At 69.2% G+C, this 20557-nt stretch carries 18 protein-coding genes; 11 read left to right on the top strand and 7 right to left on the bottom strand.

The features are described from left to right. Positions 1-3: 3 nt before the first annotated feature. The 3 genes from OG504_RS34570 to OG504_RS34560 all read right to left on the bottom strand — a co-directional run bounded on the left by OG504_RS34570 (position 4) and on the right by OG504_RS34560 (position 3181). Positions 4-336, bottom strand: a complete 333-nt coding sequence (locus tag OG504_RS34570) for a hypothetical protein (RefSeq protein WP_405993313.1) — start codon at positions 334-336, stop codon at positions 4-6. A 198-nt stretch (positions 337-534) separates the two neighbouring features. Beyond that, positions 535-1737: an IS110 family transposase gene (locus tag OG504_RS34565; RefSeq protein WP_405992347.1), complete on the bottom strand. Its 1203-nt coding sequence runs from the start codon at positions 1735-1737 to the stop codon at positions 535-537. Between the two features lie 265 nt (positions 1738-2002). Continuing rightward, a complete protein-coding gene (locus OG504_RS34560) occupies positions 2003-3181 on the bottom strand; it encodes a PP2C family protein-serine/threonine phosphatase (RefSeq protein ID WP_033285873.1) in 1179 nt (392 codons plus the stop codon). 162 nt (positions 3182-3343) lie between these two features. Here OG504_RS34560 and OG504_RS34555 point away from each other — a divergent pair, with 162 nt between their 5' ends. Then, positions 3344-4603 carry a GNAT family N-acetyltransferase gene (locus OG504_RS34555; RefSeq protein WP_405993312.1) on the top strand — a complete coding sequence of 420 codons (1260 nt, stop codon included), beginning with the start codon at positions 3344-3346 and terminating at the stop codon, positions 4601-4603. 18 nt (positions 4604-4621) lie between these two features. On the opposite strand, the gene OG504_RS34550 is transcribed toward OG504_RS34555, so the two are convergent. Further along, the gene (locus tag OG504_RS34550) at positions 4622-5437 is read right to left on the bottom strand and encodes an Fpg/Nei family DNA glycosylase (protein WP_405993311.1); all 816 of its coding nucleotides are present in this window, start codon (positions 5435-5437) and stop codon (positions 4622-4624) included. A gap of 120 nt (positions 5438-5557) precedes the next feature. Further along, positions 5558-6043 carry a ribose-5-phosphate isomerase gene (locus OG504_RS34545; protein ID WP_405993310.1) on the bottom strand — a complete coding sequence of 162 codons (486 nt, stop codon included), beginning with the start codon at positions 6041-6043 and terminating at the stop codon, positions 5558-5560. A gap of 215 nt (positions 6044-6258) precedes the next feature. Here OG504_RS34545 and OG504_RS34540 point away from each other — a divergent pair, with 215 nt between their 5' ends. Beyond that, entirely contained in the window at positions 6259-7689 is a 1431-nt protein-coding gene (locus OG504_RS34540) for an amino acid permease (RefSeq protein ID WP_405993309.1), read from the top strand. Positions 7690-7720: 31 nt separating this feature from the next. Here OG504_RS34540 and OG504_RS34535 read toward each other — a convergent pair whose 3' ends face one another. After that, positions 7721-9763, bottom strand: a complete 2043-nt coding sequence (locus OG504_RS34535; protein WP_405996510.1) for a serine/threonine-protein kinase — start codon at positions 9761-9763, stop codon at positions 7721-7723. A 239-nt stretch (positions 9764-10002) separates the two neighbouring features. Between OG504_RS34535 and OG504_RS34530 the strand changes: the two genes are divergently transcribed. Then, complete coding sequence (locus OG504_RS34530; protein WP_405993308.1) at positions 10003-10755, top strand: LPXTG cell wall anchor domain-containing protein; 753 nt, start codon at positions 10003-10005, stop codon at positions 10753-10755. A 107-nt stretch (positions 10756-10862) separates the two neighbouring features. Beyond that, the gene (locus tag OG504_RS34525; RefSeq protein WP_405993307.1) at positions 10863-12191 is read left to right on the top strand and encodes an FAD-binding oxidoreductase; all 1329 of its coding nucleotides are present in this window, start codon (positions 10863-10865) and stop codon (positions 12189-12191) included. Here the strand turns inward: OG504_RS34525 and OG504_RS34520 are convergent. Further along, positions 12175-12756, bottom strand: coding sequence for a biotin transporter BioY (locus OG504_RS34520; RefSeq protein ID WP_405993306.1), 582 nt, complete (start codon positions 12754-12756; stop codon positions 12175-12177). The genes OG504_RS34525 and OG504_RS34520 overlap by 17 nt on opposite strands. 440 nt (positions 12757-13196) lie before the next feature. On the opposite strand from OG504_RS34520, the gene OG504_RS34515 reads away from it, so the two are divergent. The 7 genes from OG504_RS34515 (at position 13197) to OG504_RS34485 (ending at position 20464) form a co-directional block, all read left to right on the top strand. Beyond that, the gene (locus tag OG504_RS34515; protein WP_405993305.1) at positions 13197-14396 is read left to right on the top strand and encodes an ROK family protein; all 1200 of its coding nucleotides are present in this window, start codon (positions 13197-13199) and stop codon (positions 14394-14396) included. Between the two features lie 251 nt (positions 14397-14647). Then, entirely contained in the window at positions 14648-15718 is a 1071-nt protein-coding gene (locus OG504_RS34510; RefSeq protein WP_405993304.1) for an ABC transporter substrate-binding protein, read from the top strand. Between the two features lie 5 nt (positions 15719-15723). After that, the gene (locus tag OG504_RS34505) at positions 15724-16590 is read left to right on the top strand and encodes an ABC transporter permease (RefSeq protein ID WP_405993303.1); all 867 of its coding nucleotides are present in this window, start codon (positions 15724-15726) and stop codon (positions 16588-16590) included. After that, on the top strand, positions 16566-17309 hold the full coding sequence (locus OG504_RS34500; RefSeq protein ID WP_405993302.1) for an ABC transporter ATP-binding protein: 744 nt from the start codon (positions 16566-16568) through the stop codon (positions 17307-17309). Before OG504_RS34505 ends, OG504_RS34500 begins: the two co-directional genes overlap by 25 nt. A 205-nt stretch (positions 17310-17514) precedes the next feature. Beyond that, complete coding sequence (locus OG504_RS34495) at positions 17515-18849, top strand: LLM class flavin-dependent oxidoreductase (protein ID WP_405993301.1); 1335 nt, start codon at positions 17515-17517, stop codon at positions 18847-18849. An 11-nt stretch (positions 18850-18860) separates the two neighbouring features. Continuing rightward, positions 18861-19751 carry a TauD/TfdA dioxygenase family protein gene (locus OG504_RS34490; protein ID WP_405993300.1) on the top strand — a complete coding sequence of 297 codons (891 nt, stop codon included), beginning with the start codon at positions 18861-18863 and terminating at the stop codon, positions 19749-19751. Positions 19752-19828: 77 nt separating this feature from the next. Then, positions 19829-20464, top strand: coding sequence for a superoxide dismutase (locus OG504_RS34485; RefSeq protein ID WP_405993299.1), 636 nt, complete (start codon positions 19829-19831; stop codon positions 20462-20464). Positions 20465-20557 lie beyond the last annotated feature (93 nt).

The raw sequence follows: 20557 nt of genomic DNA, 5'->3' as shown, positions 1-20557 counted from the left end.
CCCTCAGCGGCCCGAGAACCGCGCCGCGTCGAAATTGGCCGACCCCATGTGCTGCCGGGCGTTGTCACGCTGCTCGTCGTCACCCGTGCCGAAGGCACTGTCCATCCCGGACTGGCCGCCCAGAATGGCCGCCAACGACGAGTTCAGCTCCTTCGTGATCCCGTCCGCCCGCGCCTTGAACTGGTCGAAGGCCGCGCGGCCCCCGCCGTTGAACTTGCCCTCCAGCGGCTCCGCCGCCTGCACCAACCGCTGGATCAGCGTGCCCAGATCCTGACTCGATCCACGCGAGTCACGCATCAGCGTCGACAGCGCCTGCGCACCCATGTCGAACTTCATGTCGGCTCCCCCGTACAGGCTCACGCGGCGTGTGCCGCTCGTGTCGCATACGGATTCATCAATATCAACTCGCGAATCGCCCGGGCAACCCGGGGTCTTCACCATCACAAAGTCGGCAAACTTTTCTCACCGAAACCCGGGGACTCACCGAAACCCGGACGCTCACCGAAACCCGGGGGGGTGCCCCTATGACTTCGGTCAAGGGGTGATCGGGGTTGGTGGTTGGTAGAAGGTGCCGTCGCGGAGCATCGCGAAGAGGACGTCGGCTCGGCGGCGGGCGAGGCAGAGGATGGCCTGGGTGTGGTGCTTTCCCTGGGCGATCTTCTTGTCGTAGTAGGTGCGGGAGGCCGGGTCGGCCAGCGCGGCGAACGCCGAGAGGAAGAAGGCTCGCTTGAGCTGCTTGTTTCCTCTCCGCGAAGGTTGTTCGCCGCGGATGGAGGACCCGGAACTTCGGGTCGCCGGGGCGAGGCCGGCATAGGCGGCGAGGTGGGCGGCGGACGGAAACGAGGTGCCGTCGCCGACGTCGATGAGGATGCGGGCGCCGGTCCTGATGCCGATGCCGGGCATGGACATCAGGACCTGGGAAAGAGGGTGGGCCTCCAGTAGTTCCTCGATCCGGTGAGCCAGCAGTTTGCGCTGGTCGAGCACTGCCTGGAGCGAGGAGGCGAGGCTGGGGACGATCAGTGCGGCCGCATCCGTGCCCGGAACGACGACGGTCTGCTCGTCGAGTGCGGTGAAGACGTCGTCGATCAGCCGCTCGGCCATGCGGGGCGCCTTCGGACGGATCAGTGCGATGAGTCGTCGGCGTCCGGCCTTGCGGATCTGTGCCGGCGAGCCGAACTGATCCAGCAACCTGAGCACGGCCGGGTGCTGCATGCGCGGGCCCAGGACCCGTTCCAGGTGCGGGTGGATCTGGGTGAACAGGCCCCGCAGCCGGTTCGACAGACGGGTCGCTTCCGCGGCGAGGTCGTCGTCGAACCCGACGATCATCGACAGCTCGGCGATCGTCTCGTCGTCGAGGTCGACCGAGCGCAGCGTGTGCGGCATCGCCCGGGCCGCGTCGGCGATGATGAACGCGTCCTTCGCGTCGGTCTTGGCCTCGCCGGGGTAGAGGTCGGCGATCCGCCGCATGGTCAGGCCGGGCAGGTAGGCGACGTGGCAGCCCAGGTCCCGGGCGACGGTCAGCGGCAGGGCGCCGATGGAGGCGACCTGGTCGACGATGACGAGGACGGTGCCGTGTTTGGCCTGCAGCCTGGCGAAGACCTCGCGGAGTTTGGGTTCGCTGTTGGGCAGCCGCTTGTCGAAGGTCTTCTTCCCGGCCGGGGTGAGTGCGGTGGCGTGGTGCTCGCCCTTGCCGACGTCCAGTCCGAGGTAGACGTCGATGTCGCTGGTATCGATCACGTCGTGGTTCCTTCGGTGCTGTTCACCCGGCCTGCCACGGCACTGATCGCCACATCCACATTACGAAGAGCCTCCCGACCTGCGGAAAGGCCGGTGGTCATGCCCCTAATCAGCGGTCTGTCAGTGCCTTCGGAGCTGGTGACACCACCCCCCGGGCCATGCACTCGACAAGGGGAGGTAGTCATGCCAACTCCGAAGGCCGGTAACCCCATTGCGGGGCTACGAAGACGGTAATGGGGGGGAACCGCCTCGCCCGTCGCCGACGTCAGCGCCCCGCCTGGGCCGTCGGGCCCTCGCGGCAGACCAGCAGCAGGGCCCGGTCGTCGTTGACGTCCTTGGCGACCGCCTCGATGAGGTGCCAGGCGGCGCCGTGGAAGCCGCCGGCGACATAGCGGTCGGCCTCGCCGGTGAGGCGGTCGATGCCCTCGACGATGTCGCGCTCGGAGGTCTCCACCAGACCGTCCGTGAACAGCATCAACACGTCCCCGGGCCGTAGCGATCCCTTCACGGGGTCGAACTGCGCGCCGTCGTACACACCCAACAGCGGGCCATCGGCCGCCTTCTCCTCCCAGCGGCCGCTGCCCGCGCTGAGCTGGAGGCCCGGCGGGTGGCCCGCGGAGAAGAGTTCGTAGTCGCCGGAGTCGAGGTCCAGGACGAGGTGGATGGAGGTCGCGAAGCCCTCGTCCCAGTCCTGGCGGAGGAGATAGCCGTTGGCGGCGGGCAGGAACGCGTGCGGGGGCAGCGAGCCGAGCAGGCCGCCGAAGGCGCCGGACAGCAGCAGGGCGCGGGAGCCCGCGTCCATGCCCTTGCCGGAGACGTCCGTGAGGACCACCTCCATGGTCCGACCACCGTTCGTCCGGGCCGCGACCACGAAGTCGCCGGAGAACGACTGGCCGCCCGCCGGCCGCAGCGCCATCTCCCGGTGCCAGCCCTGCGGGAGTTGGGGCAGCTTGCTCTGCACCCGGATCCGCTCGCGCAGGTCGAAGAGCATGGTGCCGCCGCGCCGCCAGGGCACGCCCACCCGGCTGCGGAACTGCGCGATCAGCAGCCCGAAGAAACCGCACGCGGCCACCACGAGCACCACGCCCGGGGTCACCCGCGCCGGGCCCTCGGTGTACGGGCCGAGCTTCACCGACTCCACGATCAGGCCGGTGGCCGCCGCCGCGTACAGGCCGAGCAGGCTCGCGGGGCGCAGCAGCAGGCCGCCCGCGACGATCGGGAGGACCAGCGCGGCCGCCGAGAACCACACCGCGTTGGCGAGGGTCATGGCCACGATCACCGGGATCGTGATCAGCAGCCCGGCCAGCGCGACCCAGTCCGAACCGTCCCCGCGGAAGTAGTCGACGGCACTTCTGCGCAGGCCGGTGCGGACCCGGTGAACCAGCTTCTTCAACCGGGCCGTGAACGTGTCGGCCTCCGCGCGCCGCTCTCGTCCTGCTGCCATTAGTTCGGGACCCTATCCATCCGACCAGCCGCTTGGCACGGGAGGTCCCACTTGTCCCCCCTGCGAGGTTCAACTTCACAGTGAACTTCACCGGAGGCCCTCGCGGTGGCGCCGAGCGGAAATTCCCTGGCTCGTCCCGCAATGCGCTGGTAGGCATGGTCCATGGGGACAGACGCGAGAAACACACCGGCCGGGCCGACCGAGCTGCGGGTACTGCGCCAGGACGAGTGGAACACCTGGTACGACAACCTTGTCAACGCCTTCGGTGGCGTCCCGGAGTCGCCCGAGGAGCGCGAGCTCTGGCAGCGGCTCACCGAGTTCGACCGCTCCCTCGGTGTCTGGGACGGGGACACGTGCGTGGGGACGGCGGGCGCGTTCAGCTTCCGGCTCACCGTGCCCGGCGGCGCCTCCGTACCCGCCGCGGGCATCACGATGGTCAGCGTGGCCGCGACGCACCGGCGCCGGGGCATCCTGACGTCGATGATGCGGCGGCAGCTGGACGACGTACGGTCCTGGGGCGAACCGCTGGCCGTGCTGACGGCCTCCGAGCCGGCGATCTACGGCCGGTTCGGGTACGGCGTCGCGACGATGCGGACGACCGCCGAGATCGACACCGACCGGGTACGGCTCTCGGTGCCGCCGGGCACGGACGATGTACGCCTGCGCTTCGCCGAACCCGCCGCCGTACGGGACCAGTGCGAGGCGGTGTACGCGCGGCTGGTGGCCGGGCGGCCGGGGATGACGGCGCGGCGGCCCGGGTGGGAGGACCTGCCGCTGCTGGACCCGGAGAGCGAGCGGGAGGGGTCCTCGCCGCTGCGGTGCGTGGTGGCGGAGCGGGAGGGTGAAGTCGTCGGCTACACGCGGTACTTCGTCAAGCCCGAGTGGGACGCCCAGGGCCCCAAGGGGACAGTCCTGCTGCGTGATCTGGAGGCGCTGGACCCGACGTCGTACGCGGCGCTGTGGCGGTTCCTCTTCGACATCGACCTGACGCGGAAGATCACGGTACGCAGCCGTCCCGTCGACGACGCCTGGCAGCATCTGGTCTCCGACATCCGCCGGTGCGGTATCCAGCAGTCGGACTCGCTGCACGTACGGCTGGTGGACCTCGGCGCCTCGCTGGAGGCGCGCACCTACCAGGCGCCCGTGGACGTCGTGTTCGAGGTCGCGGACGCCTTCTGCCCCTGGAACGAGGGGCGTTGGCGGCTCACCGGCGACGCGAAGGGCGCGTCCTGCAAGCGCACCGAGGAGCCGGCCGATCTCGCCCTGTCCGTACGGGAGTTGGGGTCCGCGTATCTCGGCGGGGTGTCCCTCGTATCGCTCGCGGGGGCCGGTCGGGTGCGGGAGCTGCGGGCGGGGGCGCTGGCGGAGGCGTCGCTGGCGTTCGGGTCGACGGTCGCGCCCTGGCTGCCGCACGGGTTCTAGCGGTACCGCTGAACGCCCTTACGGCTGCTGGCAGTTGGGGCACCAGAACAAATTGCGGGCGGCGAGGTCGGCGGTGCGGATCTCGCCGCCACAGATGTGGCAGGGCTGGTGGGCCCGGCGGTAGACGTAGACCTCGCCGCCGTGGTCGTCGACGCGCGGCGGGCGGCCCATCGCCTCGGGGGTGTGTTCGGGGCGGACGGTGTCGATGCGGTTGTTGCGGACGCCCTCGCGCATCAGCGCGACGAGGTCGGTCCAGATCGCGTCCCACTCGGCGGGCGTGAGGTCCTTGCCCGCGCGGTACGGGTCGATGCCGTGCCGGAAGAGCACCTCGGCGCGGTAGACGTTGCCGACGCCCGCGACAACCTTCTGGTCCATCAGCAGGGCCGCGATCGTCGTACGGCTGCGGGAGATGCGCCGGTACGCCGCGTTCGGGTCGGTGTCCTTCGGCGGGCGCAGGGGGTCGGGGCCGAGGCGGTCGTGTATCGCCCGCTTCTCGGTGTCCGTGATCAGGGCGCAGGTGGTGGGGCCGCGGAGATCGACGTACGACGTGTCGTTCGCGAGGCGCAGGCGGACGGTGTCCGTGGGCGGGGGTGCGGGGGCTCCGCCGAAGGTCACCTTGCCGAACAGGCCGAGGTGGATGTGGATCCACTCCTCGTCCCGGAAACCGAGGAACAGGTGCTTGCCGTGGGCTTCCGTGCGGGTGAGTTCAGTGCGGTCGAGCAGCGCGGCGGAGTCTGCGAACTTGCCCTGGGGACTCGTGACTTGTACGGGGCCGCCGGTGAAGTGACCGCCGTAGTCCAGCGCAAGCCGATGAATCGTGTGCCCCTCTGGCACCTGACGAACTTCCTTTCCCACCCGCCCACCTGTCTCGGTCAGTTGACAGGTGGGCGCTCGAAAGACCTCGGGGCTCCGCCCCGGACCCCGCTCCTCAAACGCCGGAGGGGCTGATTCTGCTTACTGGTTGGGGTGGTGCGCCGGAATCTCCGGCAGCTCCCCCGTCGCCTCGTACTTCGTCAGCATGTCAATGCGACGAATGTGCCGCGGATCCTCGGAGAACGGCGTACCCACGAAGACCTCGACGAACTTCGTCGCCTCTTCCTCCGTGTGCATCCGCGCCCCGACAGCCACCACATTCGCGTTGTTGTGCTGCCGCCCGAGCGACGCGGTCTCCTCGCTCCAGGCGAGGGCCGCCCGCACGCCCTTCACCTTGTTCGCCGCGATCTGCTCGCCGTTGCCGGAGCCGCCGATGACGATGCCGAGGGCCTCGGGGTCGGCGGCGGTGCGCTCTGCGGCGCGGAGGCAGAAGGGCGGGTAGTCGTCCTGGGCGTCGAAGATGTGCGGCCCGCAGTCGACGGGCTCATGGCCCGCCTCCTTGAGCCACTCGACGAGGTGGTTCTTGAGTTCGAAGCCCGCATGGTCGGAGCCGAGATACACGCGCATGCGTCGAGTGTGACACGGCTGTTTCCGGGAAGCAGCTCCGGGGCCCGACCACGTTAAATACAGGCAACACCTCGCAACCTCAAGGAAACCTCAAGTAACGATCTGGATTCAAAGGTTCAGGAATTCCTTTACCTCCGATTCACTGGACCGACTCGTACGCCGCTCGTACGGGCACCCCCCACCGGCATCCCAACCGGCGTAAAGGAACTCCCCCCATGACTTCTGGTTCTGGCCTTCAGGCAGGACTCAAGAACCGACATCTCTCGATGATCGCCATCGGCGGTGTCATCGGCGCCGGCCTGTTCGTCGGCTCCAGCTCGGGCATCGCGACCGCGGGCCCCGGCATCCTGCTGTCCTACGCGCTCGTCGGCACGCTCGTGGTGCTGGTGATGCGCATGCTCGGCGAGATGTCGGCCGCGAACCCCACCTCCGGCTCGTTCTCGGCGCACGCCGACCGCGCGCTGGGCCGCTGGGCCGGTTTCTCGATCGGCTGGCTGTACTGGTTCTTCTGGGTCGTCGTCCTCGCCGTCGAGGCGACCGCCGGCGCCAAGATCCTCGAAGGATGGATACCGGCCGTACCGCAGTGGGGCTGGGCGCTCCTCGTGATGGTGGTGCTGACCGCCACGAACCTCGTATCGGTCGGTTCCTACGGCGAGTTCGAGTTCTGGTTCGCCGGGATCAAGGTCGTGGCGATCGGCGCGTTCATCGTCGTCGGCGCGCTGGCGATCTTCGGCGTGCTGCCCGGCGCCCGCACCGACAAGGCGGGCCTCGGCAATCTCACCGACCACGGCGGCTTCCTGCCGAACGGTCCCGGCGCGATCCTGACCGGTGTGCTCCTGGTCGTGTTCTCCTTCATGGGCAGCGAGATCGCCACGCTGGCCGCCGGTGAGTCCGAGGACCCGCAGCGCGCGGTCACCAAGTCGACCAACAGCATCATCTGGCGCATCGGCGTCTTCTACCTCGGCTCGATCTTCATCGTCGTCTGCCTGCTCCCGTGGAACGACCCGTCGATCAAGGCGCAGGGCTCGTACGTCGCCGCCCTCGACTCCCTCGGCATCGCGCACGCCGGCCAGATCATGAACTTCATCGTGCTGACCTCGGTGCTGTCCTGCCTCAACTCCGGTCTCTACACGGCCTCCCGCATGGCCTTCTCGCTCGGCGGCCGCGGTGACGCCCCGAAGGCGTTCGCCCGGACCACGTCCCGCGGCGTACCGATGGCGGCGATCATCGCCTCCGTCGTCTTCGGCTTCGTCGCCGTCTTCTTCAACTACGCCTTCCCGGACACGGTCTTCCTCTTCCTCGTCAACTCATCAGGCGCGGTAGCCCTGTTCGTGTGGCTGGTCATCTGCGCGTCCCAGCTGCGCCTGCGCCGGATCATCGAGCGCGAGTCGCCCGAGAAGCTCGTCGTGCGGATGTGGCTGTACCCGTATCTGACCTGGGCGACGATCGCCCTGATCGTCTTCGTCCTCGGCTACATGCTCACCGACACCGAGGGCGAGAGCAGCGGCCGTACGACCGTTCTGCTGTCCCTCCTGGTCGCGTTGGCGGTCGTGGCGGTCTCGGTGGTCAAGGAGCGGGTGCGGGGCGGAAAGGCGGTCACGACCGCGGTCTCCGACACGGACGCGGACAAGGTGTCTGTGAACTAAGGGCGTTCGCAAGGGAGTTAACTCAGGACGTTCACAGCACGACGAAGCCGTTCTTGACCCTGTCGTAGGTCCCCAGGGCCTGGGTCTCCACGCCCGGCTGGTACCAGGTGTTGATCTGGTACGACTTCCCGTCCTCGTCGAAACCGAGCAGCCGGGCGTGCCACGGGACGCCCTTGAGCGTGAACGTGTACTCCCAACTCACCGCCGGATAACCGCGGAACGTCGTCCTGTCGAGCCTGATCTTCCGGTAGCTCTCCCCCTGATGGGCGCTCCGCTCCGAGGCCTCCCAGGTCTCCATCAGGTCACCGCGCGCGAGCGACGACTTTCCGACCAGTTCCTGGGTGCCGTCGGGTGATGTGTAGTGGACCTCGGCCCCCGTCTTCAGATCCCGCCGCCAGCCGCTGGGCGTCGCCCACGCGAACCCACCCGCCTCTCGGTGCGTGCCCGGGGGCAGGGTCGGGGGGCGGGAGGTGCCCTCGACCGTGGGGGACGGGGAGGCGGCTGTGGGGGACGGGGACAAGGACGGGGAGGCCGAGGGTTCGGTCGACTTCGCTGAAGCAGTCGACGAACTACCGGACGAGCCACCGGAGTTCGCGAGGATCGACCCGATGACCGTACCCGCGACCACCACTGCCGCAACGGCGATCAGTCCGACACGGCGACGGGTGCGGTGCGTCCGGTCAGGGGTCAACGGCTGGGCAGATCCCGGGAGTTCACCCCCGGGCGACGGGCCGACGGTGGGGCGAGGCAAGCGGGCCGGGTGCGGGCCGAGAGCGAGGCGCGGTGGCGCCGGGCGGGGTGAGCGGGAGCCGGGAACGGCCTCGGCGCCGAGGCCGGGGTGCGGCGGTGCCGGGCGTGGGGCCGGCGGGTGGGCCGGGAGGGGCACGGGCTTTCGCTCGGTCAACGCCGCGGCTCGTTCGGCGAGTTGGTCCTCTTCGCCGCGCTCGGCCTGTACGGCGCGCTCACCCTGATCGGCGCGGTCGAGGGAGACGCCCGTCCTGCGTGGAGCAGGGCGCGGGGAGTTGTTGGCCGAGGCCTCGGAGCTCAGCTCGGAGGCGGCTTCGGAGGCGGCCTCGGACGCTCCTTCGGCTGCGGAAACCAGTTCTTCTACGGCGGGACGCTGCGTCGGTATCGCGTCCTCGACAGGGTCGGGTTCGTAGACCCGGGGATCGCGTGCCGCGCGGACAAGCGACGGTGCCAGGAAGGCGGGGGTCGGGGACTCCCGATAGACCTCGGGCGGCGACTCCTCCAACTCCGCCTCGCCAGAGGCCAGTTCCTCACTCCCCTGCCCCTCATCCCCCTCAGGCTCCTCAGACCCCTCTCCCGGAACCGCCACCGGCCCCAGAACCCGCTCCAACTCCCCCAACCCCGGCCGAGCTTCAGGCTGCTTCCGCAGCAACGCCGCGAGGATGTCACGCAACGGCCCCGCAGCCACCGGAAGTTCGGGCTCCTCGTACAGAACCGCGTGCAAAGTGGCCAGTGTTGTGTCGCGGGAGAACGGTGAGCGGCCGCCGAGCGCGGCGCAGAGTGTCGCGCCGAGGGACCAGATGTCCGAGGGCGGTCCCTGTGGATGGCCGGAGATCCGCTCGGGTGCCATGTAGTCGGGCGAGCCCACCAGCATCCCGACCACGGTCAGCGCCGTGGCGTCCTGGATCGCGGCGATGCCGAAGTCGGTGAGCACGACGCGTCGGCCGCCGTTCTCGACGAGCACGTTGCCGGGCTTGATGTCGCGGTGCAGGACGCCTCCCGCGTGCACCTGGCGCAGGGCGGCAACCAGGCCGAGGCCGATACGGGCGACCTCGCGCGGGGCGAGCGCGCCGTCGTCCGTCAGGATGCGTTCCAGGGAGCGCCCGGCGACCAACTCCATGACGATCCACAGGCGTTCGCCCTCGTCGACGACGTCGTAGACCCGCACGACGTTGGGGTGGTCGATGCGGGCCGTCGCCCTGGCCTCGCGCAGGGTGCGCTCGCGGCGGGTGCGGGTGTCCTCCGCGTCGAGGCCGTCGATGCGCATTTCCTTGACCGCGACCTGCCGGTCGAGCATTTCGTCGGCGGCTCGCCACACCCGCCCCATTCCCCCCTGGCCGATACTTTCGACCAGCCGATAGCGTCCGGTCACCAGGAGTCCCGGAACTCCGCCATCCCTCACGTTCCCCGAATTTCCCGTATTCCCCGGCAATCCGCTGCACCCCCACAATGGTCACACTTCATGCCGTACCAGCATAGTGCGGAGAAATCTTGTGGTACCTCTTCAAGTACTGCGAATTCAGGCACAGTCGCAGGGGGATACAGGGGAACACAAGGGGGACGAACATGAGTTCTCGTCGTGCTACGACCATGACCGCGGCCGTGGCCAAGACCATCACAGGATCGCTGCTCACGGCATCTTTCTCGGCGGTGATGATCCTTTCCTTCACCGCCTCGGCGGACGACCAGGGACCGGGGAGCAGTAAAGGCGGAAAGGCGATGGACGCGGCTCCCGCCGGAGTGAAACTGACCACGCTCCTGCCGGAGAAGATCTCGGTCGACAACGGTTCGAAAAAGACGGCGATCACCGCCACGGTGAAGAACGAGGGGACCAAGGCGAGCGGCGATCTCAATCTCCTGGTCGTCGGCTTCGACGGCCTCAAGGTCAAGAGCGTGCAGGGCTGTTCGGCGATCGCCGAAAAAGATCTGCCGCCCGGTTCGAACAGCGGATTCAAGTGCTCCGTCGGCGCTCTCGCCGCGGGCAAGTCGAAGTCGTACGCCGTCGACGCGACGTACGACCTGAGCAAGGCCGGGAAGATCTGTCTGCCGGTGACGTCCGCCGACGGCAAGAAGACGTTCTGGCAGCAGGGCCCGGTCCCGTTCGGTACGACGAACCCGTCGCCGAACGCCCCGGCCACCCCGTTGCTGCTCGGCACCGACAACAAGCCGGTGGCACCGGGCGGCGACACGCTGCCCAAGACGGGGGTCGGCGATGACGTCCTGCCCCTGGGCGCGGCCGGCGCGGCACTGATCGCGGTGGGCGCGGCGGGTGTGTACTGGTCCCAACGGCGGCCGGGACAGCGGCCGTTGGAAAGCTAGTGCAAGGGGGAGGGCCGGGGAGCGGGAGCACCCGGCCCTCCCCCTCTCACTCGCTCCCGCCGGAAAGCCTGACGGCACCTGTCAGGTTATGCGGCCAGCATGACCCCATGAACCACACCCAGCCGCTCACCTTCCGCCCCACCGACCCCGGCTACGAGGACGAACTCTCCGGTTTCCAGACCGGGTTCACCCAGCGCCCCGCCGTGATCCACGGCGCGCGCTCGGCCGACGACGTGATCGCCGCCGTACGGTACGCGGCCGCCGAGGATCTGCCGGTCGGCGTCCAGGCCACCGGGCACGGGCTGCCGGGTGGCTCGGAGGGCGGGGTGCTGATCACGACGAAGCGGATGGACGGGGTGAGCGTCGACCCCGAGGCACGTACCGTCCGCGTCCAGGCGGGCGTGCGCTGGGGACAGGTCGTGGCCGCCGCCCAACCCCACGGCCTAGCTCCCCTCAACGGATCCGCGCCGAGTGTGGGTGCCGTGTCGTACACGCTGAGTGGTGGACTCGGCATCCTGGCAAGGGAGTTCGGATACGCGGCCGATCACGTCCGCTCACTCGACGTCGTCACCGCCGATGGCCGACTCCGCCGGGTGACAAGGGAGTCGGAGCCCGACCTGTACTGGGCCCTGCTCGGCGCCGGTCACGCCTTCGGGGTCGTCACGGAGTTGGAGATCGACCTCGTCCCCGTGCGCACGCTCTACGGCGGTTCGCTCGCCTTCGACGGGCGGGAAGTCGATCCCACGGCCCTGCTGCGGGCGTACGAGGAGTGGACGCGGACCGTACCGGACGAGCTGACCTCGTCCTTCGCCGCCGTACCGTACCCGGACATCCCGGCGCTGCCGCCGCATCTGCGCGGGCGGTACGTGCTCTCCGTGCGCGTCGCCTACACGGGAAGCGGCGATAAAGGCGCCCAACTCGTCGCGCCGCTCAGGGAGTTCGGGCCGGTACTGGCCGACTCGTTGCGGGAGATGCCGTACACCGAGAGCCACACGATCCACAGCGACCCGCCCACCCCGCACACGTACTACGGGGACAGCGCGGTGGTGAGTGAGCTGGATGTGGCGCGGATGGACGAGGTGCTGGCGCTCGCCGGGCCGGACGCGGCCGACGGCATGTGTGTCGTACAGGTCAATCATCTCGGCGGGGCGCTGGCGCGGCCCGCGCCGAACTCGGTGCCGTATCGCGAAGGGCGGTTCCTGGTACGGATGTTGGCGGTCGGGGAGCGGGAGGCCGCCCGTGCGCGACTCGACCCGGCCTTCGCGCTGCTCGCGCCCGCGACGCTCGGGCGGGCGGTCAACTTCGCGTTCGGGGCCGGTGATCGGACCGAGGGGCTGTACGACACGGAGACGCGGAAGAGGCTCGCCGAGCTGAAGTCGACGTACGACCCGGCGAACCTCTTCCGCAGGAACTGCCTTGTCAGCGCTGCTTGTTGACGAACTTCCAGGCCGTCGGAGCCGCGCCCATCGCCAGGGCGGCCTTCAGGGCGTCGCCGATGAGGAACGGGGTGAGGCCGGCGGCGAGCGCGGCGCTCGTCGAGAGGTCGAGGCTCAGCGCGAGGTACGGGACGCCGATCGCGTAGATGATCGCCTCGCCGAGCAGCATCGTGCCTGCCATACGGAGGACCGAGCGGTCGGCGCCGCGGCGGGCCAGGGCACCGACGGCGGCGGAGGCGAGCAGCATGCCGACGATGTAGCCGAAGGAGGCGCCGCTCCCGGAGGTGCCCTCGGCGAACCACGGGACGCCGGCGAGGCCGAGCAGCGCGTAGAGGGCGAGCGAGAGGAAGCCGCGGCCGGCGCCGAGGGACGTGCCGACGAGCAGCGCGGCGAAGGTCTGGCCGGTGACCGGGACCGAGGAGCCCGGCACGGGCACGGCGAGCTGGGCGGCGAGGCCGGTGAGCGCGGCGCCGCCGAGCACGAGGGCGATGTCCCGGACGCGGGAGGCGGGCAGCAGGTCGGCGAGGACCTGGCCCGGGCGGGTGGTGGCGACGGCGGTACTCAAGGGGACTCCGCAGGTTGACGGGGGTACAGGGGGACTTTGTGACGCTATCCCAGGGCCCTCGGGCCGATCACCGTCAGCGTCCGACAAAGGGTTCGACGAGGACTTGGTGGGCTCCGGACAAAGGATGCCCGTTACACGCGCCAGGGCGTGATGCCGGTCACGCGGGCCTCGTGCCGTCTCGCACACCGACACCCGTGCCATCTCGCCCACCGGCCGCCGTGCCGTCTCGCACACCGGTCACCGTCTGGGCAGCCGTGGGCCGTTTTGCTAGCTTCGACCGCATGGTTGCCCAGGCCCGGAACTTCGCGTCGCGTCGCTATGTCGACCTGCGACGCCAGGCCGCCGCGACCTGTTACCGCCCCTGAGGCGGGCGGAGCGGATCCGGTACGCCTCCCATTCGAGACGGCGCACTGTCGGACCCGTTCCCGAGGAAGATCCCCATGCCCCGTACCGCGGCACCCCTTCTCGCCTCCCATTCCCCCAACTCCCCCGTCCCGCGCGCCGCCGACAGCGACCGGCGGCGCACCAACGCGAGCGTCGTCCTGCGCTCGGTGCTGGAACACGGCCCGGTGGCGCGCTCCACCATCTCCCGGCTGACCGGGCTGTCCCCGGCGTCGGTCACCGACTACTGCGCCCGCTTCACCGAACTCGGGCTCATACGGGAGTCCGCCACACCCCAACGCTCGAAAGGTGTGGGCCGGCCCCATGTACCCGTCGACCTGGACGCATCACGGTTCGTTGTGGGCGGAGTCCATGTGGCGGTGCCCTATACGACGGTCGCGCTGCTCGATCTGCGCGGGCGGGTGGTGGTCGAGCGGCGCATCGGCCACGACGGCACCAACCCGTCTCTGGTGCTGGCGCGGGCCGCCGAGGGGCTGGACGCGTTGCTCGCGGAGGCGGCCGGGACCACCCCGCTGGGTGTCGGGGTCGCCGCCGGCGGCTGGGTCGACCGGGACTCCGGGACCATCGTCGACCATCCGCTGCTGGACTGGCGGGACGTGCAGGTGCGCGAACTGCTCGGCGCCCGCACCGGGTTGCCGGTCCATGTGGACGGCCACGCGCGGGCGTTGGTGAACGGCGAGCGGCTCTTCGGGCGGGCGCGCGGCAGCCGTAGCGTGCTGCATCTCTTCGTCGGCAATGTGGTCGACGCGGCCTTCGCCACCAACGACGAGGTGCACCACGGACCGCGCTCGCAGGCCGGGGCGATCGCCCATCTGCCGTTGCGCGGCGGCACGGAGCCGTGCGACTGCGGACGCGTCGGCTGCCTCCAGGTCGAGCTGAGCGAACGGACGTTGTGCAGGCGGGCCCGGGAGGCAAGGATCGTCGACGGCGTGAACCCGACCCACGTCGTGGCGGCGGCCGAGCGCGGAAACCCGGTCGCCGTACGGCTGTTGACGCAGCGGGCGCGGATGGTGGGGCGGGCGGTCGGGCTGCTGCTCGACATCCTCAACCCCGAGACGGTGGTCGTCACCGAGCTGGGGGTCATACGGCGGGAGGACTGCCTGCGCGCGCTGCGCGAGGAGGTCGGGGACGCACGGGCGTCGGCCGTCGTACCGACGAGTTTCCCGGATTCCGTACTGGCGGTGGCGGGCGGTTCGGTGATGCTCGATGTGCTGTACCGGGATCCGTTGAGCGTGTGACCGAGCGTTTCACCGGGGCGTATTTAATTCAGAAACTCGGAATATTGACAGGGGGCACGCATGACCGGGAACATCCTGGTCATGAGCCTGCAGATGAGTTGTCGCACTTCTTGTTGCTGACCCGTTGACGCGCCCCGGGCGCCGGTCTCATCCTGCCTGAATTTCCTTCTCCGGACTGCTCCGTCTTTCGCCGTCCGTGAATTCCACGCGCATTCCCGCGTTCCACTGCCTTTTGATCAGGGAGTCCTCCCATGCCTCATTCCCGTGCGCCCGGCGTCGACCGGCGGCTCTTCCTCACCTCCGTGCTCGGTGCCGCGGCGGGCATCGCCGGTCTCAGCGGCTGTGCCACGAGCAGTGCCGCGGCCGCCAAGTCGGGGGCCGGTCTGTCCGCCCCGCTCGCCGAGAAGGTCCCGTCCGGCACGAGCCTGAAGATCTCCTCGTACCTGAACACCCAGCAGTTGCAGTTCAAGCTGGCGAAACTGCCCAAGTTGCCGTTCACGGTGTCGAGTTGGGTGAACATCGGCGCCGGTCCCGATGTCATCAACGCGTTCCGCGCCAAGTCCCTGGACCTCGCCAACAACGCGGGCATCCCGCCGATCCAGGCGCACTACCAGGGCTACGACGCGAAGATCGTCGCGATCGACGTCACCCGCAAGCCGAACTACCTCTTCGCGACCAAGCCCGGCAGCGACATCCGCACCGTCGCCGACTTCAAGGGCAAGAAGCTGGCCTTCTCGCAGGGGCAGGCCCAAGGAGTCGTACTGCTACGGGCGTTGAAGCAGGCCGGGTTGAAGTACGACGAGGTGAAACTCGTCCCGCTGACCAGCAACCAGTTCTTCACCGCCCTCCAGTCGGGCCAGGTCGACATCGCCCCGCTCGCCAACAGCCAGGCACCGGCGTACCTCAAGCAGTACGAGGCGAAGGGCGCCCGCGCGATCACCACCGACGTCGTAGACCTGCTCAACCTGTTGTGGGCGCCGTCCGCCGTGCTGGCCGACTCGGCGAAGGCCGCCGCGATCGCCGCGTACATCCCGCAGTGGGCGCAAGGCCAGGTCTGGCAGTACGAGCACCCGGACGCCTGGAACGAGGAGTTCTACGTCAAGACGCAGAACCTGACGCTCGCGCAGGCCCAGTCGGTCACCGCGCTCGCCAACAAGCCGTTGTTCCCGCCGAGTTGGGACGAGGCCGTGAAGTGGGAGCAGGAGACCGCCGATCTGCTCGCGGAGGGTGGCTTCGTGAAGAAGTTCACGGTGGACTCGCTCTTCGACCGGCGCTTCGAAGGGATCGCGGCGAAGGCCGTGGCGGCGGAGTACCGGAGGTGACGGCCATGACCACCTCCCAGGCTGTGGACACGTCTGCCGCAACTGCCCTGCCGGTGACCGCTGTTGAGGGTGCCGTCGAAGCTCCGCGCAGGCGGCGGCGCGGTCTCGCCCCCGGCAAACGGCTGCCCGCCTCCCGGATCATCGGCCCCGCTCTCTTCCTCGCCCTCTGGGCCGTCGCCTCCGCCGCCGGGCAGTTGGACCCGGCCGCGATCCCGGCGCCCTGGACGGTGTTGCGGACCGCCGGCCGGCTGTGGACGTCCGGCACGCTGCCCACGGACATGCTGACCTCGCTGGAACGCGCCGCCTACGGCTTCGCGCTCGGCCTCACCGCCGGAGTCGTCCTCGCGCTGGCCGCCGGGCTGAGCCGGGTCGGCGAGGCGCTGATCGACGGGACCGTGCAGCTCAACCGGGCCATCCCCACCCTCGGCCTCATCCCGCTGTTCATCCTCTGGCTGGGCATCGGCGAGACCTTCAAGATCGCCATCATCGCGATCGTCGTCTACATCCCGATCTACCTCAACCTGCACGCCGCGCTGTCCGGCATCGACCACCGCTACGTCGAACTCGCCGAGGTCCAGGGCCTGTCGAGGCTCCAGTTCGTCCGCCAGATCGTCATCCCCGGCGCCCTGCCCGGCTTCTTCGTGGGCCTGCGCCTCGGAGTGACCGGCTCCTGGCTGAGCCTGGTCGTCCTGGAGCAGATCAACGCCACCAGCGGCCTCGGTTACATGATGTTCCAGGCCCAGAACTACGGCCAGTCGGACGTCATCCTCGTCGGCCTGCTGATCTACGGCGTGTTCGGTCTGATCTCCGACAGCGCGGTCCGTCTCGTCGAACGGAGGGTGCTGTCATGGCGCCGCACACTCAGCAGCTGACCACCGCGCCCGCCGTCCCTGCGGGTCCCGCGGTTCCCGCGGTCCAACTCCGTGGGCTTACGCGGTCGTTCGACGGGCGTACGGTCCTCGACCACGTCGATCTGGATCTGCCGGCCGGACAGTTCACCGCCCTGCTCGGGCACAGCGGTTCCGGCAAGAGCACGTTGCTGCGGGCCATCGCGGGGCTCGACCACGAGGTCGTCGGGAGTGGTCAACTCGCCGCGCCTGAAAGAGTGTCGGTGGTGTTCCAGGACTCCCGGTTGCTGCCGTGGCGGCGGGTTCTCGACAACGTGCTGCTGGGGACGGAGGGCAAGGAAGCCGCCGCGAAGGGCCGCGAGGCCCTCGCCGAAGTGGGGCTCGCCGGGCGGGAACGGGCCTGGCCGAACGAGTTGTCCGGCGGTGAGGCACAGCGGGCCGCGCTGGCCCGGTCGCTCGTCCGTGAGCCCGAACTCCTGCTGGCGGACGAACCGTTCGGGGCACTGGACGCCCTGACCCGGATCCGGATGCATGTGCTGCTCCGGGAGTTGTGGGAGCGGCATCGGCCCTCGGTGCTGCTGGTCACCCATGACGTGGACGAGGCGATTGTCCTCGCGGACCGGGTGCTTGTGCTGGAGGAGGGGCGGATCGGGCTGGACCTGGTCATCGACCCTGAGGTGCCGCGTGCGGAGTATCGGGAGCGGTTGCTGGCGGCGCTCGGTGTGACGTCGGATTCCCGCTGAGCGCCGGCTGTTCGTGCGCGCCTTCTGGGGGCTCCGCCCCCAGACCCCCATCGGCCCTGAAGGGGCCTCGTCCTCAAACGCCGGACGGGCTGGGTAATGCCGGCCTGCGTCGAGAGGTCGCCCAACGGGCTGATGTGCGGCCCGCGTTGAGAAGTCACCCGACGAGCTGATTCACGCACCCGAACTCCCACCCAAAGGACCTCCCATGCCCCGCCAACTCCACCTCAACGCCTTCCTCATGAACACCGGCCACCACGAGGCCTCTTGGCGTCTCCCGGAGAGCAACCCCTACGCCCACGTCGAGCTGGACCACTACACACACCTCGCCCGGATCGCGGAACGCGGCACCTTCGACTCCCTCTTCCTGGCAGACGGACCGCAGTTGTGGAGCAACCTCGCCCAACGCCCGGCAGGCGCCCTGGAACCACTCACCCTCCTCACCGCACTGGCGACGGCCACCGAACACATAGGCCTCATCGCCACGGCATCCACGTCCTACAACTCCCCCTACAACCTGGCCCGCAAGTTCGCCTCGCTCGACATCATCAGCGGCGGCAGGGCGGGTTGGAACATCGTCACGACCGCCGGCGCCGAGGCGGCCCGCAATTTCGGTCTGGAGCACGAGCCCGCGCACGCCGAACGGTACGCGCGGGCCGCCGAGTTCCTCGATGTGGCGCTGAAGCTCTGGGACAGCTGGGAGGACGACGCGATCGTCGCCGACAAGGCGGCCGGCGTGTGGGGCGACGACACCAAGATCCACCCGCCCCACCACCAGGGGACGTACTTCAGCGTCGCGGGCGCCCTCAACGTCCCCCGCTCACCGCAGGGTTACCCCCTGCTCGTGCAGGCGGGTTCGAGCGAGGACGGCAAGACGTTCGCGGCGCGGTACGCGGAGGCGGTGTTCACCGCGCAGCAGACCCTCGCCGACGCCCAGGCCTTCTACAAGGACCTCAAGTCCCGTACGGCGGCGGCCGGTCGGGACCCCGAGCACATCAAGGTGCTGCCCGGCATCGTCCCGGTGCTCGGCTCGACGGAGGCCGAGGCGCACGCGAACGAACGACTCCTGGAGGACCACATCGTGTACACGCACGGCGTGGACCGCCTGGAACGACTCCTCCAACTACCCTCCAACACACTGGAGTTGGACGCCCCGCTCCCCGCCGATCTCCCGCCCGAGGACGCCATCGAGGGCGCGAAGAGCCGCTACACACTCGTCGTCGAACTCGCCCGCCGCGACCGACTGACCGTACGACAACTCATCGGCCGGCTCGGCGGCGGACGCGGGCATCTCACCTTCGCCGGTACGCCGGAGCAGGTCACCGACGCGATCGAGTCGTGGTTCACGCAGGGCGCCGCCGACGGCTTCAACATCATGCCCGCGGTCCTGCCCTCCGGCCTCGACGCGTTCGTCGACCACGTCGTCCCGCTCCTCCGCGCCCGCGGCCTGCTCCGCACGGAGTACGGCCCGCGCACGACCCTCCGGGAGCGCTACGGCCTCCCCCGCCCCGCCAACCAGTACGCCCAACCCGCCCTCGTCTGAAAGGACTTCACATGTCCATCGAGATCCAGAAGGTCACCGCGAACATCGGCGCCCGCGTGTCGGGCGTGGACATCAACAAGCCCCTGAACGAAGAACAGACAACCGCGATCCGCGAGGCCCTCAACGTCCACAAGGCGCTGGTCTTCGACGACGTCCACCTCGACGACGAGGGCCAGGAGGCCTTCGCCCGCCACTTCGGCGACCTCACCACCGCGCACCCGACGGTGCCCGCCGTCGACGGCGCCCCGAACGTCCTGCCCGTCGACAGCGAGCGCGGCCGCGCCAACCACTGGCACACGGACGTCACCTTCGTCCTCAACCCGCCCCAGGCCAGCACCCTGCGCAGCATCACGATCCCGCCGTACGGCGGCGAGACCCTGATAGCCAGTTCGGCGGCGGCCTACCGCGACCTCCCCGAGCCGCTGCGCGTCCTCGCGGACACCCTCTGGGCGGAGCACACCAACGACTACGACTACGCCGTACCGGAGGAGTCGGTCGACGCCGAACGGGCCGCCCAGCGCGCCCAGTTCACGTCCATCAAGTTCCGTACGGTCCACCCGGTCGTCCGCGTCCACCCGCTGACCGGTGAACGCGGCCTGTTCATAGGCGGGTTCGCGCAGCGAATAGTCGGACTCTCAACAACCGAGTCCCGCAAGATCCTGGACCTCCTCCAGTCCTACGTCACCCGCCCGGAGAACATCCTGCGCTGGCGCTGGTCCCCCAACCAGCTCGTCCTCTTCGACAACCGCATCACCCAGCACTACGCCATCGACAACTACGACAACCAGCCCCGCCGCCTCAACCGCGTCACCGTCGCGGGCGACATCCCGGTCGGCATCGAGGGCAAGGAGAGCTACTCGATCGAGGGCGACGCGTCGCACTACACGTCGGTGGCGGAGTAGCCACACGGCACCTTTTCGCTGCTAGGTTGTAGTTGCAAGCTATGTGCAATAAGAAGTCCGGAGGGGATCGATCCGCCATGCCCGTCTACACGCTGCCCGACCTGCCCTACGACTACTCCGCGCTCGCCCCCGTGATCAGCCCCGAGATCATCGAGCTGCACCACGACAAGCACCACGCGGCGTACGTCAAGGGAGCCAACGACTCGCTGGAGCAGTTGGCGGAGGCGCGCGACAAGGAGCAGTGGGGTTCGGTCAACGGCCTGGAGAAGAACCTGGCGTTCCACCTCTCCGGCCACATCCTGCACAGCATCTACTGGCACAACATGACGGGCGACGGCGGCGGCGAACCCCTGGCCGCGGACGGACTCGGTGGCCTGGCGGACGCCATCACCGAGTCCTTCGGCTCCTTCACCGGCTTCAAGGCCCAGCTCACCAAGGCCGCCGCGACGACACAGGGTTCAGGCTGGGGCGTCCTCGCCCACGAACCGTTGAGCGGCCGCCTGATCGTCGAGCAGATCTACGACCACCAGGGCAACGTCGGCCAGGGCTCGACCCCCCTCCTCGTCTTCGACGCCTGGGAGCACGCCTTCTACCTCCAGTACAGGAACCAGAAGGTCGACTTCATCGACGCGATGTGGGCGGTCGTCAACTGGCAGGACGTGGCACGGCGTTACGAGGCGGCGAGGTCCAGGGAGACAATCCTGCCCGTCTGACCCATGGACCCAAATGAATCGTCCTGCCTCGTGATCGTCTTCTCAACCTTCACGCGGGCGGGCGGATGATGAGGAAGACCCCCGCGAGGACGT

This window comes from Streptomyces sp. NBC_00986 (assembly GCF_045162565.1).
Lineage (GTDB): Bacteria > Actinomycetota > Actinomycetes > Streptomycetales > Streptomycetaceae > Streptomyces.
The sequence above is the reverse complement of the archived record's forward strand: the minus strand, read 5'-3'. Positions and strand labels throughout refer to the sequence as shown.

Bases quoted from the DNA above. Each gene is read 5' to 3' on its own strand.
- OG504_RS34570 (WP_405993313.1), bottom strand. From the start codon at position 336: ATGAAGTTCGACATGGGTGCGCAGGCGCTGTCGACGCTGATGCGTGAC.
- OG504_RS34560 (WP_033285873.1), bottom strand. From the start codon at position 3,181: ATGGCAGCAGGACGAGAGCGGCGCGCGGAGGCCGACACGTTCACGGCC.
- OG504_RS34555 (WP_405993312.1), top strand. From the start codon at position 3,344: ATGGGGACAGACGCGAGAAACACACCGGCCGGGCCGACCGAGCTGCGG.
- OG504_RS34545 (WP_405993310.1), bottom strand. From the start codon at position 6,043: ATGCGCGTGTATCTCGGCTCCGACCATGCGGGCTTCGAACTCAAGAAC.
- OG504_RS34540 (WP_405993309.1), top strand. From the start codon at position 6,259: ATGACTTCTGGTTCTGGCCTTCAGGCAGGACTCAAGAACCGACATCTC.
- OG504_RS34535 (WP_405996510.1), bottom strand. From the start codon at position 9,763: ATGGGGCGGGTGTGGCGAGCCGCCGACGAAATGCTCGACCGGCAGGTC.
- OG504_RS34530 (WP_405993308.1), top strand. From the start codon at position 10,003: ATGAGTTCTCGTCGTGCTACGACCATGACCGCGGCCGTGGCCAAGACC.
- OG504_RS34525 (WP_405993307.1), top strand. From the start codon at position 10,863: ATGAACCACACCCAGCCGCTCACCTTCCGCCCCACCGACCCCGGCTAC.
- OG504_RS34515 (WP_405993305.1), top strand. From the start codon at position 13,197: ATGCCCCGTACCGCGGCACCCCTTCTCGCCTCCCATTCCCCCAACTCC.
- OG504_RS34510 (WP_405993304.1), top strand. From the start codon at position 14,648: ATGCCTCATTCCCGTGCGCCCGGCGTCGACCGGCGGCTCTTCCTCACC.
- OG504_RS34505 (WP_405993303.1), top strand. From the start codon at position 15,724: ATGACCACCTCCCAGGCTGTGGACACGTCTGCCGCAACTGCCCTGCCG.
- OG504_RS34500 (WP_405993302.1), top strand. From the start codon at position 16,566: ATGGCGCCGCACACTCAGCAGCTGACCACCGCGCCCGCCGTCCCTGCG.
- OG504_RS34495 (WP_405993301.1), top strand. From the start codon at position 17,515: ATGCCCCGCCAACTCCACCTCAACGCCTTCCTCATGAACACCGGCCAC.
- OG504_RS34490 (WP_405993300.1), top strand. From the start codon at position 18,861: ATGTCCATCGAGATCCAGAAGGTCACCGCGAACATCGGCGCCCGCGTG.
- OG504_RS34485 (WP_405993299.1), top strand. From the start codon at position 19,829: ATGCCCGTCTACACGCTGCCCGACCTGCCCTACGACTACTCCGCGCTC.